12 protein-coding genes and 1 pseudogene are annotated in these 14,682 nt (G+C 70.4%); all 13 read right to left on the bottom strand.

Annotated features, from left to right (window positions below):
• A pseudogene (locus ABZU53_RS30920) lies at positions 1-213 on the bottom strand (alpha-L-arabinofuranosidase); the annotation flags it as partial.
• Between the two features lie 338 nt (positions 214-551).
• The gene (gene araA / locus ABZU53_RS30915; RefSeq protein ID WP_354861998.1) at positions 552-2,054 is read right to left on the bottom strand and encodes an L-arabinose isomerase; all 1,503 of its coding nucleotides are present in this window, start codon (positions 2,052-2,054) and stop codon (positions 552-554) included.
• Positions 2,055-2,080: 26 nt separating this feature from the next.
• Positions 2,081-3,073 carry a galactofuranose ABC transporter, permease protein YjfF gene (gene yjfF / locus ABZU53_RS30910; protein WP_354861996.1) on the bottom strand — a complete coding sequence of 331 codons (993 nt, stop codon included), beginning with the start codon at positions 3,071-3,073 and terminating at the stop codon, positions 2,081-2,083.
• Entirely contained in the window at positions 3,070-4,140 is a 1,071-nt protein-coding gene (locus ABZU53_RS30905; RefSeq protein WP_354861995.1) for an ABC transporter permease, read from the bottom strand. Before ABZU53_RS30905 ends, yjfF begins: the two co-directional genes overlap by 4 nt.
• The gene (locus tag ABZU53_RS30900; RefSeq protein ID WP_354861993.1) at positions 4,137-5,678 is read right to left on the bottom strand and encodes a sugar ABC transporter ATP-binding protein; all 1,542 of its coding nucleotides are present in this window, start codon (positions 5,676-5,678) and stop codon (positions 4,137-4,139) included. Before ABZU53_RS30900 ends, ABZU53_RS30905 begins: the two co-directional genes overlap by 4 nt.
• Before the next feature lie 180 nt (positions 5,679-5,858).
• A complete protein-coding gene (locus ABZU53_RS30895) occupies positions 5,859-6,854 on the bottom strand; it encodes an ABC transporter substrate-binding protein (protein WP_354862004.1) in 996 nt (331 codons plus the stop codon).
• A 138-nt stretch (positions 6,855-6,992) separates the two neighbouring features.
• Complete coding sequence (locus ABZU53_RS30890; RefSeq protein WP_354861991.1) at positions 6,993-7,685, bottom strand: L-ribulose-5-phosphate 4-epimerase; 693 nt, start codon at positions 7,683-7,685, stop codon at positions 6,993-6,995.
• On the bottom strand, positions 7,682-9,364 hold the full coding sequence (gene araB / locus ABZU53_RS30885) for a ribulokinase (protein WP_355069105.1): 1,683 nt from the start codon (positions 9,362-9,364) through the stop codon (positions 7,682-7,684). The genes ABZU53_RS30890 and araB overlap by 4 nt, the downstream gene beginning before the upstream one ends.
• Positions 9,365-10,146: 782 nt before the next feature.
• Entirely contained in the window at positions 10,147-10,935 is a 789-nt protein-coding gene (locus ABZU53_RS30880; protein WP_355069104.1) for an ABC transporter permease, read from the bottom strand.
• Entirely contained in the window at positions 10,932-11,942 is a 1,011-nt protein-coding gene (locus tag ABZU53_RS30875) for an ATP-binding cassette domain-containing protein (RefSeq protein WP_355069102.1), read from the bottom strand. The genes ABZU53_RS30880 and ABZU53_RS30875 overlap by 4 nt, the downstream gene beginning before the upstream one ends.
• A gap of 34 nt (positions 11,943-11,976) precedes the next feature.
• Entirely contained in the window at positions 11,977-12,819 is an 843-nt protein-coding gene (locus ABZU53_RS30870; RefSeq protein ID WP_355069101.1) for a DUF4097 family beta strand repeat-containing protein, read from the bottom strand.
• 58 nt (positions 12,820-12,877) lie between these two features.
• A complete protein-coding gene (locus ABZU53_RS30865) occupies positions 12,878-13,405 on the bottom strand; it encodes a hypothetical protein (protein ID WP_354861050.1) in 528 nt (175 codons plus the stop codon).
• Positions 13,406-13,471: 66 nt separating this feature from the next.
• On the bottom strand, positions 13,472-14,578 hold the full coding sequence (locus ABZU53_RS30860; RefSeq protein WP_355069107.1) for an FUSC family protein: 1,107 nt from the start codon (positions 14,576-14,578) through the stop codon (positions 13,472-13,474).
• Between the last annotated feature and the right edge of the window lie 104 nt (positions 14,579-14,682).

Below are 14,682 nucleotides of genomic sequence, written 5' to 3'. Positions count from 1 at the left end.
CGTGGCCAGGTTGTACACGTCCAATGCCTTGCCGCTGTTGCGGTTCACCAACACGTACCAGGCGCTGGTGTCGACCGTCGCCGCGGCCGCGGGCGCCGCGGCCACCGCCGCGGCCGCGCCACCGACCACCAGTGTCATCGCGGCGACGGCGAGTCTCGACAGCCACCCGCGCCCACGTGGCGCACCCCGGGGAACCCGACCGATGGAAAGCATGATCCTCCTCTGCTGACGCGAACCTGCGGTCTGGGTCGGCGTCCGCGGCACCGGGCGGGGCACCGAGCTGACCACGCCCGACCATGTGATCGCTAACACCGATCGCCCGACCGTCGCGGCGACGAGGTGCCGAAACCGCGGGGTAGGACGCGCGCGCGGCCGGACCAGCCAACGACATCGACCATCTTGGCTATAGACTGTGAGCGATAACATGCTGTTAGTCAAGGCGTAACACAACCGCCTCGTGGCCCTGCTGGCGCACACGCGAACGGGTGGCCCACCCCCGCCCGCAGGCAGGGATGGACCACCCGTTTGTCAGAACGCTCCGAGCGCGCGGATCAGAAGCCGCGGGCCAGCCGGTAGTAGGCCTGGTTCCAGCGGATCTCGTCGGCGAAGCGGCGCGGCTCGGTGTCGGCGTCGATGACGACGAGCTCCGTCCGGCTCATCTCGGCCAGGTCGTGCAGCTCCTCGGTGCCCACCGCCTGCGACAGCACGGTGTGGTGCGGGGCGCCGGCGGTGATCCACGCCTCGGCCGAGCCGGGCAGGTCCGGTCGCGGCCGCCAGACGGCGCGGGCGACCGGCAGCCGGCGCAGCGGCTGCGGCGGCGTCACGACGTCGATCTCGTTGGCCACGAGCCGGAACCGCTCCCCCATGTCGGCCAGGCCGAGCACCACCGCCGGGCCGGGCGCGGCGTCGAACACGAGCCGCACCGGGTCCTCCCGCCCGCCGATGCTCAGCGGGTGGATCTCCACGTTGGGCACGTCTGACGCGATGGTCGGGCAGACCTCGAGCATGTGGGCGCCCAGCACCAGCTCCTGACCCGGAGTCAGGTCGTAGGTGTAGTCCTCCATGAACGACGTACCGCCCGCGACCCCCACCGACATCGCCTTGAGGGTGTGGACCAGGACGGACGTCTTCCAGTCGCCCTCGCCACCGAAGCCGTAGCCGTCGGCCATCAGCCGCTGCACGGCGATGCCGGGCAGCTGACGCAGACCACCGAGGTCCTCGAAGTTGGTGGTGAACGCGCGGAAGCCGCCGGCGTCCAGGAACGCGCGCATGCCGAGCTCCAGACGGGCCGCGTAGCGCAGCGAGTCGTGCCGCTCGCCCCCGGGAAGCAGCTCGGCGCCGACGCGGTAGCTGTCGTCGTACTCCTTGACCAGCTCGTCCACGTCGGCGTCGGCGACCTCGCCGACCACCTGGACCAGGTCGTTGACGCCGTAGGTGTTGACCGACACCCCGAAGCGCAGCTCCGCCTCGACCTTGTCACCCTCGGTCACCGCGACGTCGCGCATGTTGTCGCCGAAGCGGGCCAGCCGCAGCGACCGCATCGCCGACCAGCCGAGCGCCGCGCGGGCCCAGGCCCCGACCCGGCCGGTCACCCGCGGGTCACTCACGTGCCCGGCGACGGTCTTGCGGGCCACCCCGAGGCGGGTCTGGATATACCCGAACTCACGGTCGCCGTGGGCGGCCTGGTTCAGGTTCATGAAGTCCATGTCGATCTCGTCCCACGGCAGCAGGACGTTCGCCTGGGTGTGCAGGTGCAGCAGTGGCGTCTGCAGGGCGTCCAGACCGGAGATCCACATCTTCGCCGGTGAGAACGTGTGCATCCACGCGATGACCCCGATGGCCCCCTGCGCGGCGGCGTCCCGGCAGACCTGCAGGATCTCACCGCTGTTGGTCAGGACGGGCTTCCAGACCACCCGGGCGGGAATCTGCGGCGAGTCGTCGAGCGCGGCCGCGATCTGGCGGGACTGCTCGGCGACCTGCCGGAGCGTCTCCTCGCCGTACATGCCTTGGCTGCCGGTGAGGAACCAGATCTCGGGGTGGGTTTGTGGTGCCATGGGGTTGCCTTCCGCGAGAGGAACGGTCACTTGTAACGAATTCCGATGAGGCGCTGGAGGAGGATGAACGCGAAGAGCAGTCCGCCGATCACGATCTTGGTCCACCAGGAGTTGAGACTCCCGTCGAAGGTGATGAGGGTCTGGATCACACCCAGCACCAGCACGCCGAGCACCGTGCCGAAGACGTAACCCGAGCCACCGGTGAGCACGGTGCCTCCGATCACGACGGCGGCGATGACGTCCAACTCCATGCCGACCGCGATCAGCGGCGCGCCCGAGAGGGTGTAGAAGGACAGCAGGATGCCACCGATCGCGGAGCACAGACCGCTGATCGTGTAGACGGCGATCCGGGTCCGCCCCAACGGCAGACCCATCAGCAGCGCCGACTGCGGGTTGCCGCCGACCGCGTACACGTTGCGCCCCAACCGGGTGTAGGCCAGCACGTACGCCGCGACGAGCACCACGGCGAAGGCGATCAACACGCTGATCGAGACGAAGTTGCCCCGGGGGTCCCCGATCCGCTCCTGCGACATCCTGGTCCAGAACCCGTCGGTGATCGGGATGGACGAGCCGGAAATGAACGTGCACATGCCGCGGGCGAAGAACATCCCGGCGAGCGTGACGATGAACGGCTGGATGTCGAAGAAGTGGATGGCGCACCCCATCAACAGGCCGAGCGTCGGGCCGATGAGCAGGGCGATGACGAGCACGAGCGCCGCGGGCAGACCCTTCTGCAACAGATCCGCCGACACCATCGCCGTCATGGCGACGACGGACCCCACCGACAGGTCGATGCCACCGGTGAGGATCACGAAGGTCATCCCCACCGCGACGACGAGCAGGAAGCCGTTGTCGATGAAGACGTTGAAGATGACCTGCACGTTCGAGAACGCCGTGTACTGGGACACGCCGATGCCGTACATCACCAGGAGCAGGGCGAGCGTGGCAAGCACCGGCACCTGCCGCCGAGGCAGCCGGATCCGGGTGCGGCGGGGGGCGGTGAGCGATCCGGTGGTCATGCCGGCACCTGCTCCTTCGGCTTGTCGGCGACGGGGCGCGGCGGCGGGGCGCTTCTTCTGCGCCGGCTGAACTTGGCTCGGAAGGCCGGCGCCTGGATGAGGCAGACGGCGATGACGACTACCGCTTTGAACAGCAGCGACGTCTGCGGTGAGATGTTCATGGCGTACACCGTGGTGGTCAGGGTCTGGATGATCAGCGCGCCGAGGATCGTGCCGCTCAGGAAGAACCGGCCGCCGGCGAGGGACGTGCCACCGATGACGACCGCGAGGATGGCGTCCAACTCCACCCAGAGGCCGACGGCGTTGCCGTCGGCGCTGGAGACGTTGGCCGTCATCATGAAGCCGGCGATCGCCGCGCAGACGGCGCTGACGACGTACGCGAGGAAGATGACCCGACCGGAGCGGATGCCGGCGAGTCGGCTCGCCTCCGCGTTGCCGCCCACCGACTCGATGATCATGCCGAGTGCGGTACGGCGGGTGAACGCGGCGACGAGCAGTGCCGCGGCGAGGGCGATGAAGATGGCCAGCGGCAGGGTGAGCAGGTGGCCCAGCCCGATCGCCCGGAACGGCTCGGAGTTGATCGTGATGATCTGACCCTGGGTGATCAGCTGGGCGAGGCCCCGGCCGGCCACCATCAGGATCAGCGTGGCGATGATCGGTTGGATCCCGATCACGGCCACCAGCACCCCGTTCCAGACGCCGAGCACGAGCGCGACCCCCAACGCCATCGCGAGGGCGGTCAGCACCACGGTGAGACTGTTCTGGTCGGGCTGCTTGCTGATGTACATGCAGGCCATCGCGCCGCTGATCGCGCACACCGAGCCCACCGACAGGTCGATGCCGCCGGTCGAGATGACCAGGGTCATGCCCAGCGCCACGAGGATCAGCGGCGCGCTCAACCGCAGGATGTCGATCGGCGAGCCGTACAGGTGCCCGTCCTTGAGCTCGATGGACAGGAACCCGGGCCGGTAGATCGTGTTCGCGGCGAGCATGGCGACCAGCACGGCGACGGGCCAGAACAGCCGGTGACCGATCATCGTCCGATAGCGGCCCATGGTGTCGTTCATCGGTCCACCTCCTCCCGGTGAGATCCACTCGCGATCGTCTGCATGATGCGCTCGGCGTCGAGGTCCTCGTCGTTGGCGAGCTGCGCGACCATCTGCCGGTCGCGCATGACCGCCACCTTGTGGCTGAGGCGCAGCACCTCCTCCAACTCGGCGGAGATGAACAGCACCGCCATCCCGCCGTCGGACAACTGCGTCACGAGCCGCTGGATCTCGGTCTTCGCGCCGATGTCGATGCCCCGGGTCGGCTCGTCCAGGATCAGCAGCCGCGGCTCGGTGATCAGCCACCGGGCCAGCAGCACCTTCTGCTGGTTGCCGCCGGAGAGGTTGCGGACCGGCACCTCCGGGTCCGCCGGACGGATGTTGAGGGCCTTGACGTACTTGTCGACCAGCTCGTCCTGGCGGCGGCGCGGGATGGGCCGCAGCCAGCCGCGGGCGGCCTGCATGGCGAGGATGATGTTCTCGCGGACCGACAGTTCGGGAACGATGCCCTCGGCCCGGCGGTTCTCCGAGCAGAAGCCGACGCCCTGGTCGATGGCCTGCGCGGGGGTACGCAGACTGCCCGACGTGCCGTCGATCGCGACCTGCCCGCCGTCGGCCCGGTCGGCGCCGAAGAACAGCCGCGCCACCTCGGTACGCCCGGAGCCCAGCAGACCGGCCAGGCCCACCACCTCGCCGGAATGAATGGTCAGGCTGAACGGCGCGACCGCGCCCGCCCGGCCGAGGTTCGACACCGCCACCAGGGGGGTGCCCTCCTCCAGCTCGGCCAGGTCCCGCCGGGAGTGCTCCTCGATCCCTTCGAGGACGTCGAGTTCCTTGCCGATCATCTTCTCGACGAGGCTCAGCTGGGGCAGCTCGGCGGTCAGGTACTCGCCGACGAGCCCGCCGTTGCGCAGCACCGTGATGCGGTCGGCGATCTCGTAGACCTGGTCGAGGAAGTGGGTCACGAACAGGATCGCGATGCCCTCGTCACGCAGTTGCCGCATGATGCGGAACAGTTGCGCGACCTCACCCGCGTCGAGGCTGGACGTCGGCTCGTCCAGGATCAGCACCCGGGCCTGGATGTCGATCGCACGGGCGATCGCGACCATCTGCTGGATCGCGAGGGAGTACGAGCCCAGCGGCGCGCTGACGTCGAGGTCGAGGTCGAGGCGGGCCAGGAGCGCGCGTGCCCGTCGGCGGACCTCACCCCAGCGGACGGCGCCGAAAAGCCGCGGCTGGCGGCCGATGAAGATGTTCTCCGCCACCGAGAGGTTGGTGCAGAGATTGACCTCCTGGTAGACGGTGCTCACCCCGGCTGCCGTCGCCTGCATCGGGCCGGTGAAGGACACCGGCTCACCGTCGAGGGTGATCGTGCCCTCGTCGGTGTCGTAGACGCCGGTCAGCACCTTGATGAGGGTCGACTTGCCGGCGCCGTTCTCGCCCAACAGGGCGTGCACCTCGCCGGGGAAGAGCCGGAAGTTGACGTCGTGGAGTGCGCGCACCCCGGGAAAGGACTTGCTGATCCCGGTCATCGTCAGGACCGGACGGCTATCCGTCATCCCATCAGACCTCTTCTGGGGGTTGTCGACGCGGATGGGCCGCTGCGCTCCCACCGCGCCCGCCCGGCCGCCCCGGCGGGAGGCTCGGGCGGGCGTGGCGCGGGTCATGCCCGGTCCGTTCGGGTTTATGGGGCGACGCGGCGGGGTCGCCACGCGAGCGCGGCGACCCCCCTGCGTCGATCAGTACTTGCGGTTGGGCAGAGCCTCCTTGGCCTGCTCAGTCGTGAAGGTGGTCTCCTCGGTCTCGATCCGAGCCGGCACCGTCTCGCCCGCGTGGACCTTCTTGGCCAGGTCCATCAGCTGCGGGCCGAGCAACGGGCTGCACTCCGCGATGAAGTTGAACTTCCCGTCGGCCAGGGCCTGCATACCGTCCTTGACGGCGTCCACAGTGATGATGGTGATGTCCTTGCCGGGCACCTTGCCGGCCGCGGTGATCGCCTCGAGCGCGCCCAGACCCATGTCGTCGTTGTGCGCGAACAGCACGTCGATCTTCGGGTTGGCCTTGAGGAACTGCTCCATGACCTGCTTGCCGCCGGCCCGGGTGAAGTCGCCCGTCTGCGAGGCGATGACCTTCAGGTTCGGGTTGGCGGCGATCGCCTCGGCGAAGCCCTTCTTGCGGTCGTTGGCCGGCGCCGCGCCGGTGGTGCCCTGCAACTCCACGATGTTCACCGGGCCCGAGGCGGCCTTCTTCTGCTCGACCAGCCACTCACCGGCGAGACGGCCCTCCTTGACGAAGTCCGAGCCGAGGAAGGTCTTGTAGAGGGTCTTGTCGGCCGAGTCGACCGAGCGGTCGGTCAGGATGACCGGAATGCCGGCGTCCTTGGCCTCCTTGAGGACGGTGTCCCACCCGGACTCCACCACCGGCGAGAAGGCGATCACGTCGACCTTCTGCTGGATGTAGTTACGGATCGCCTTGATCTGGTTTTCCTGCTTCTGCTGAGCGTCGTCGAACTTCAGCTCGATGCCCGCCGCGGCCGCGGCATCCTTGATCGAGGTGGTGTTCGCGGTACGCCACCCGCTCTCCGCACCGACCTGGGAGAAGCCCATCGTGATCTTGCCGTCGTCCTTGGACCCGCCGCCGCCGGTGTCGCTGTTGCCGCAGGCCGCCACGCCGCCCACGAGCAGCACGCTGGCGAGGACCGCGACAGCGCGCCACGGAGCGGACTGCGTTCGCATCTTTCTCATCAGTTCTCCTTGGCTGTGGTGTGGTGGGACCGCGCGAGCCGCCGACGTGCGAAGGGTGGCGTACGCGGGTGGTGCGTGCTGGTGCGTCGGTGGAGCAGACCGGCGGGCCCGGACGGCCGATGGAGACGGTCAGGGACCTGCCGGTGCGACTGTTTGTTGCCCGTAGACGTTCTGGTAGCGGTGGTAGAGGGCGTCGATGTCGGCCTGCGCGATCGGCACCGGCTGCCCGAGGGTCCGCGCCAGGTACGCGGTGCGGGCCACGTCCTCGCACATGACCGCGGCCTTGACCGCCGCCCGGGCGTCCCGACCGATGGAGAAGACACCGTGGTTGCGCATCAGCACCGCGGGAGAGCGGTGCCCGGCGAGGGTGGCGACGATCCCCTTGCCGATGTCGTCGCCGCCGATCAGCGCGAACGGGCCCAGCGGGATCTCCCCACCGAACTCGTCGGCCTGGGCCGTGAGGTGGCAGGGGATCGCCTCCCCGCAGGCGGCCCAGGCGCTGGCGTACGAGCTGTGCGTGTGCACGACACCGCCGACCTCGGGCATGGCGCGGTAGACGTAGGCGTGGGCGGCCGTGTCGCTGGACGGGGCGAGGTCCCCCTCGACGAGGACACCGTCGAGGTCGCAGACCACCATGGTGTCGGCCGTGAGGTCGTCGTAGCCCACACCGCTCGGCTTGATCACCATGAGGTCCTGACCGGGGACCCGCGCCGAGACGTTGCCGGACGTCCAGGCGACCAGGTTGTACCGGGTCAGCTCGCTGTGCAGGCGGGCGACGCTCTCGCGCAGCTCGCGGATCTGTCGACCTACCTCTGCGCTCATCCGACGACCTCCAGCGGGGCCTCGTGCGTGGCCGCGACGGCCTCGACCGCCGCGTTGCGGATCGCCCGCAGGCGGAGCATGACGTCGTTGCCGCCCCGACCGAAGTGGTCATGCAGCGCCCGGTACTCGGCGTACAGGGCGTCGTAGGCGCGCGCCCGGTCGGGATCCGGCGTGTAGACGGCCTCGTGCACCCGCCCCATCGCTTGCGACGCCTCGTGGATCGACGGGTACGCCCCGGCGGCGACGGCGGCGTGGATCGCCGACCCGAGCGCCGGCCCCTGCGCCGAGGCGATGATGTTCAGCGGTCGCTTGGTCACGTCGGCGTAGATCTGCATCAGCAGCTTGTTGTTGGTGAGACCGCCGGCGATCACCAGGTCGTTCACCGGCACCCCGGCCTCGACGAACGCGTCGATGATCATCCTGGTGCCGTACGCCGTGGACTCCAGCAACGCACGGTAGATGTCCTGCGGCCGGGTGGCCAGGGTCATCCCGACGATCATCCCGCTGAGGTCGTGGTTGACCAGCAGCGAGCGGTTGCCGTTCCACCAGTCCAACGCGACCAGGCCGTGTGCGCCGACCGGCTGGCTGGCGGCAAGCTCGGTGAGGCGTTCGTGCGAGTCGAGCCCGGCGGGCGCGCCGTGCGCGACGAACCAGCCGAAGATGTCGCCGACGCCGCTCTGCCCGGCCTCGTAGCCCCAGGCGCCGGGGCTGATGCCGCCGTCCACGACACCGCACATGCCAGCCACCTCGGCGACCTCCGCGCCGTTGACGACGTGGCAGGTCGAGGTGCCCATGATGGCGACCAGCCGACCGGGCTCCACCGCCTGCGCGGACGCCGCGGTGACGTGCGCGTCGACGTTGCCGACGGCCACCGCGATCCCCTCCGGCAGACCGGTCCAGGCCGAGGCGCGGGCGGTGAGCGTGCCGGCGCGTGCGCCGAGCGGCAGCAGCGGACCGTCGAGCTTGGCCACGAAGTCGCCGAAGTCGGGGTTGAGCGCGGTCAGGAAGCTGTCGGACGGGTACTGCCCGTCCTGCAGGATGCCCTTGTAGCCCGCGGTGCAGACGTTACGGGTCTCGGTGCCGCTGAGCTGCCAGACGATCCAGTCGGCGGCCTCGATGAACCGCTCGGCCCGGTGGTAGATCTCCGGGTCCTCCTCCAGGATCTGCAGACCCTTGGCGTACTGCCACTCGGCGGAGATCTTGCCGCCGTACCGGCCGATCCACGGCTCCGCCCGCTCGTGGGCCAGCGCGTTGATCCGGTCGGCGTGCGGCTGCGCGGCGTGGTGCTTCCACAGTTTGACCCAGGAGTGCGGCCGGTCGCGCAGGTCGGGATCCTCGCAGAGCGGGGTGCCGTGGGCGTCGGTCGGCAGCACGGTGCAGGCGGTGAAGTCGATGCCGATGCCCACCACCGATGCGGGGTCCACTCCCGCGGCGGACACCGCCGCCGGGACGGCGTGGCGCAGCACGTCGCGGTAGTCGTCCGGATTTTGCAGCGCCCAGTCCGGGGGCAGCGGTCGACCTCCGGGCAGCGTCTCGCTGATGACCCCGTCGCCGTACTCGTGCACCGCGGTCCCCAACTCGGCACCGTCGGAAACCCGGACCACCAGGGCCCGCCCGGAGAGAGTGCCGAAGTCGACACCCACGACGTAGCTTTCGGCAGCTCCGTCCACACGCTCCATGTTCACCTCCACCGTTAACGGGGATAGTGTTAACGCTCACATCCAGCGCCGTCAAGACATCTAGCTGCAACAGCTCCGTAACGGAACGCGGAGGCCCGCGCGCCCACTTGGGCGGGTAGCTACCGGATTGGTGCAAAGTCCGCGATTCCGCCTCCAGCCCGGTCGCGGCAGCGCAGGGAGGGCGACATCTGAACGGCAGCCGGCCGAAACCTCCTCGCCCGGCGGGCGGCCCGACACCTCCCCGGCCGGCCGTCGGCCCGGCGCCTCCTCAGCCGGCAGGGCGACAGCAAGGTCCCGCACCACTGGGCCACGGGATGACGGTCCGATCGCGACGGTGGCCGGGTCGTCGGCGATGTCAGCGATAACATCGCTGCGGCCGCCAGCCTCGCATGATCAGATCTATGACCCGCGCCGCAGCCGCCGCCGAGCCCATGAGCGCGCACTCCGGTCGCCGACGTGCACCTCGCGTGCCCGGTCCGGGAATCGTGTTATCGATAACATTCGACGTTTCGCGGTCGCCGCGCGCACGGTCTCGAGCCAGCGCGTCTCGTGGGCGCCCGCGCCTCCGGCGTCGCGGCCAGGGTCGGGGTGGGGACTCCGCGGCGATCCCGCGGTGGTGATCGACTCCAGGTTGGCGATGTCGCGGTATCCGGTCGGCGGGACACCGCGACATCGCCGAGCTGGGGTCGATCATGCGCCCCGGCCCGACCCCGAAGGGCCGGACCGGGGCGGGCCGGGCGGGTCAGGCGGATCGGGTGGGTCAGGCGCGAGGGCCGGTCGGGTCAGGCGGTCCGGCCGCGGTTGTAGAGCGCCTTGGCCCAGAGGAAGCAGGCCACCGTGATGACGGCGCACCAGGCGACCGCGAGGACCCCGTTGCTGCCGATTCCGGTGCCGAGCAGGAGGCCCCGGAGGGTTTCCATGACCGGGGTGAAGGGTTGGTAGTCGGCGAACAGGCGTACCGGCGTCGGCATGGAGTCGGTGGGGACGAACCCGCTGCCGAGAAATGGCAGGAGCACCAGCGGCATGGGCAGGTTGCTGGCCGTCTCGACGCTCTTCGTGACCAGGCCGAGCGCGACCGACAGCCAGGTGACCGCGACGGTGATCATGGTGAGGACGCCGATCGCGGCGAGCCATTCGACGGCATTGGCGGTGGGACGGAACCCGACCAGCAGCGCTACGCCGGTGACGGCCGCGAGGCTGAACATCGTCTGGAGCACGCTGCCCACGACGTGGCCGGTGAGAACCGACGGCCGGAAGATCGCCATCGTACGGAAGCGGGCGATGATGCCCTCGGCCATGTCCATGGCGACCGAGATCGCGGTGCCCTGCGCCGCGCTGGCCACCGTAATGAGCAGGATGCCGGGGGTGACGTAGTTGGCGTAGTCGGCGCGGTCGCCGGAGGGTCCGAGGCCGGCGCCGAGCGTGCCGCCGAAGACGTAGACGAAGAGCAGCAGAAGGATGACCGGGATGCCGACGAGCATGAGGGTCAGCGAGGGGTAGCGCCGCATGTGCAGGAGGTTGCGCCGCAGCATGGTGTTCGAGTCGCGCAGGGCGAGGTTGAGGGTGCTCATCGCGCGGAGGCCCTTTCGTGACCGGACCGCCCGGCCCGGGTGGCGGGGTGGCTGTCGGGTTGATTGGCTCGGCTGTCGGGTTGGCCGGTGAGGGCGAGGAAGACGTCGTCGAGGTCGGGGGTGTGCACCGCGAGGCCGGCCACGGTGATCGCGTCGCGGTCGAGGTGGTCGAGGACGGACCGCAACGAACCGACCCCGCCGTCGCTCGGCACCTGGAGGGTCAGCGCGGCGTCGTCCCGGGTGGCCGCCGCGAACGTACGGGCCGCCGAGTCGAGCCCCTCCTGGTCGGCGAACCGCAACACGACGTGGCCGCCCGGGATGAGCCGCTTGAGCTCGTGCGGGGTGCCCTCGGCGATCAGCCGGCCGTGGTCGAGGAACGCGACGCGGTCGGCGAGCTGATCGGCCTCCTCCAGGTACTGGGTCGTCAGCAGGATGGTGACGCCCTCGGCGGCGAGGGCCCGGATGATGTGCCACATGGCGCGGCGGCTGCGCGGGTCGAGGCCGGTCGTCGGCTCGTCGAGGAAGATGACGCGGGGGTCGCCGACCAGGGTCATCGCGAGGTCGAGCCGACGGCGCATGCCGCCGGAGTACGTCGCGGCCGGCTTGTCCGCCGCCTCCGTGAGGTCGAACTGCCCGAGCAGGTCGGCGATCCGTCGCCGACCCGTCGCCCGGTCCAGATGACACAGGTCGGCCATCAGGTTCAGGTTCTCCCGACCGGTGAGCAGGTTGTCCACGGCGGAGAACTGGCCGGTGACGCCGATCAGCTCACGAACCGCGTCGGGCTCACGGGTCACGTCGTGGCCGAGGACGCGGGCGTGGCCGCCGTCCGCCCGGAGCAGGGTGGAGAGGATCTGCACTGTGGTGGTCTTGCCGGCGCCGTTCGGGCCGAGCAGCGCGAAGATCGTTCCCTCGGTGATCATCAGGTCGATGCCGTCGAGCACGACCTTGTCACCGTAGGACTTCCGCAGCTCCGTGGTGACGATCGCGGGTTTCCTGCTGCTGGTCATGGTCTCCTCATTTGTGGTCGGGGGTCGCGGCGGATCAGGCACGGCGGATCGTGATGTCGCCGTAGGAGGTGTTCGCGCGGATCTCGACCGTCTCGTCGGTCTCGGCCGGGCTGTCGGTCGACTCGAGCGCGTTGTGCACGCGCCCGTGCCGGGAACTGACGTCGAGCCAGGCGGCGGTGCCGCGCCGGACCCCGACCTCGATCGCGCCGTACGAGGTGTGCGACTCGACCGACCCGCGTACGACCTCGCCCAGCCGGACGTTGCCGTACGCGGTGCGTGCCGCCACCGAGGCCATCGACGCGTCCACCGTGATGTCGCCGTACGCGGTGTTGACCCGGACGTCACCGCCGCTGCGGCCGATCCAGCAGTCACCGGAGGAGTTCTTGATCTCCGCGGTGCCGTCGACCGCGCCGAGGCGCACCTTTCCGGAGGAGGCCTTCACCCGGGCGGAACCGGTGACACGCTCCACCGCGACCTCGCCGTGGCTGCTGTCGATCTCCAACGGCCCGGTCTCCTCGAGCCGGATCCCGCTGCCGGTCTTGATGCGACACTCGCCGAGCCGCCCCTCGCCGCGGAACGCCGCCCACGCCGCCTCGGCATGCAGCCGTGTCCCGCTCGGCACCTCGATGAGGACGTCGACCGAGGGGCCGGAGCCGAAGCCGTATCGGCGCCAGCTCTTCGGCACCCTGATCCGCAGGAGCCCGGCGGCGTACTCGACGGTGGTCTGCTCCGCGGCGCTCACGTCGGCCTTGCTCGACGGGTCGCGGGGGCGCACCTGCACCACCGTGTCGGTGCGGTCGGTCGCAGCGATCCAGGCGTCCCCGACGGGCAGCTCGACCTGGACGGAAATCGGTTCTGGCGTATCGAAAACAGGCATGGTGGTCTCCCGGGAGGTGCGTGGCGAAGGCGAGCGGAATCGGAAAGGGGCGCGGCGGTCAGCGCGCCCAGCCGGTGACGTGCTGGCCAGGCCGCGGCGGCTCCAGCCGGCGCGGTGGCTGGCGATCCGTGCCGCCGGCCGCGACGGCGGCGGCGACGGCTCGCACCAGCCAGGCGTTGACGGACAGCCCGGCCCGGCTGGCGGCCCCGTCGACGCTGGCCTTGAGATGGTCGGGGAGGCGGAGGTTGATCCGGGACGTGCCGCCCTCGTCGCCCTCGGGCGGGAGCAGCGGCGCCGGCGCCGGAGGCGGTTCGCTGACCGCATCCGTGCTGTCCGCCGGCGGGTTCGCGGGCGTCACCACGAAATTGGGCTCACGCCCGCGCAGCCGGACGTGCACCGACCCGGGGGCGAGATCGCGGGTGATCTCGTCGGCCGCGTCGGACAGCGCCTCGAGCAGCGTGAGGTGGGTCGCCGCCTCCAGTTGGGTGAAGAGTCGCTCGGCCAGCACCCGACCCTCCGGGTCGACGCCCTCGGCGGCCACAGCGAACTCGTTGCGCAGGTTCTCGACGTACGGCCTCAAGTCCATGGCACCATCATGGCACTACTTTGGCTCAAGATGCAACAGCCGTGGCTCAACGTGCTGCCATGACCTTCATCGCCGATCGCCGGTGCGACGCTCCGGCCCCCCGAACACGCGGCGGACCAGCCGGTTCGCGACCTCCTGCGTCAGCCCGGTGGCCACCAGCAGATCGCTGACGGTCGTCCGGACCTGCGCCACCACGACGGCACCGGAGAAACCGACCCCCTCCCGGTAGGCGTCACCGGCGGCGCACACCGCCCGCAGGGCCTGCTCCCGCGCCTGGGTGGGTTCGTGACCGGCGGCGAACTGCCGCTTGAGCACGCGTACCGCCTCGGCGAGGTCGGCGACGGCCTCCGGCAGCTGCCTCGGGATCGGCTCGCCGTCGTCGATCACGGTCACCGCGCGGCGGATCAGCGTTCCGGCGTTGCGCATCGCCCGGTCGATCGGTCCCGCCGCCTGCGCGTACCGGCCCACCGGCCCGTGCCGCTCATGCCAGTGCACCGGCGAGAGGGTGCTGGCCTCCCGGGCCCCCTGGGTCGCCTCGATCAGCGCCCGCAGCTCGTCCTTGTTCTCCCGCAGCTGCGTCCGGGCGGCCAGCGCACGGGCGATGTCGCGGTCGGCCAGCGCGCCAGCGGTGGCGTCGAGCTGGGTGCTGAGCAGGTCCAACGCCGGGCGCGCGGCCCGGTTGAGCACCCGCAGCGGGCTCAACGGCAGAAGGACGGCGGTGACCAGCAGCGCCACCGCTCCCCCGACGAGAGCGTCCACGAAGCGGGGAATCTCCAGGTCCCGCACGGACGGACTCAACGTGGCGATGAGCACCGCCGTCGCCCCGGCCTGGATCACCGCCGCCGCGCTGCCGGCGAGGAACAACGCGACGAGGATCGCCAGCACGACGATCAGGGCGAGTTGCCACCACCCGGTGCCGGTGACCGTGAGCAGCAGGTCGCCGACCAGCACCCCCACGGTGACGCCGATGATCAACTCGACGGTGCGACGCAGCCGTTGCCCGACCGACGCGGCGAGGGTCGAGACCGCGGAGATCGGCGCGAACACCGGCTGCGAGACGTGCAGCACGTGGCGCACCACCAGCCAGGACAGCGCCGCAGCCAGACCGGCCTGCAGAGCGAGGCCGCCGACGCCCCGTACCCGCCGCGCCCGCTCCCGCAGCGTGCCCCACAGGCGGGCGCGGAGCCGGGCGACGGTCGTCGGCGCAGCGGCGTTCGCTCCCGCGTCGGCCCGCTACGGACGGGGGCGCCGCGGCCTCGTCGAGCAGCCGCTCGTCG

The sequence above is a fragment of the Micromonospora sp. NPDC005194 genome, assembly GCF_040608335.1.
In the GTDB taxonomy this organism is placed as follows: domain Bacteria; phylum Actinomycetota; class Actinomycetes; order Mycobacteriales; family Micromonosporaceae; genus Micromonospora.
This window is presented reverse-complemented; position numbering and strand designations above follow the sequence as displayed.

Coding starts and splice junctions, on each gene's coding strand:
- araA (WP_354861998.1), bottom strand. CDS start 2,054: ATGGCACCACAAACCCACCCCGAGATCTGGTTCCTCACCGGCAGCCAA.
- yjfF (WP_354861996.1), bottom strand. CDS start 3,073: ATGACCACCGGATCGCTCACCGCCCCCCGCCGCACCCGGATCCGGCTG.
- ABZU53_RS30905 (WP_354861995.1), bottom strand. CDS start 4,140: ATGAACGACACCATGGGCCGCTATCGGACGATGATCGGTCACCGGCTG.
- ABZU53_RS30900 (WP_354861993.1), bottom strand. CDS start 5,678: ATGACGGATAGCCGTCCGGTCCTGACGATGACCGGGATCAGCAAGTCC.
- ABZU53_RS30895 (WP_354862004.1), bottom strand. CDS start 6,854: ATGCGAACGCAGTCCGCTCCGTGGCGCGCTGTCGCGGTCCTCGCCAGC.
- ABZU53_RS30890 (WP_354861991.1), bottom strand. CDS start 7,685: ATGAGCGCAGAGGTAGGTCGACAGATCCGCGAGCTGCGCGAGAGCGTC.
- araB (WP_355069105.1), bottom strand. CDS start 9,364: ATGGAGCGTGTGGACGGAGCTGCCGAAAGCTACGTCGTGGGTGTCGAC.
- ABZU53_RS30880 (WP_355069104.1), bottom strand. CDS start 10,935: ATGAGCACCCTCAACCTCGCCCTGCGCGACTCGAACACCATGCTGCGG.
- ABZU53_RS30875 (WP_355069102.1), bottom strand. CDS start 11,942: ATGACCAGCAGCAGGAAACCCGCGATCGTCACCACGGAGCTGCGGAAG.
- ABZU53_RS30870 (WP_355069101.1), bottom strand. CDS start 12,819: ATGCCTGTTTTCGATACGCCAGAACCGATTTCCGTCCAGGTCGAGCTG.
- ABZU53_RS30865 (WP_354861050.1), bottom strand. CDS start 13,405: ATGGACTTGAGGCCGTACGTCGAGAACCTGCGCAACGAGTTCGCTGTG.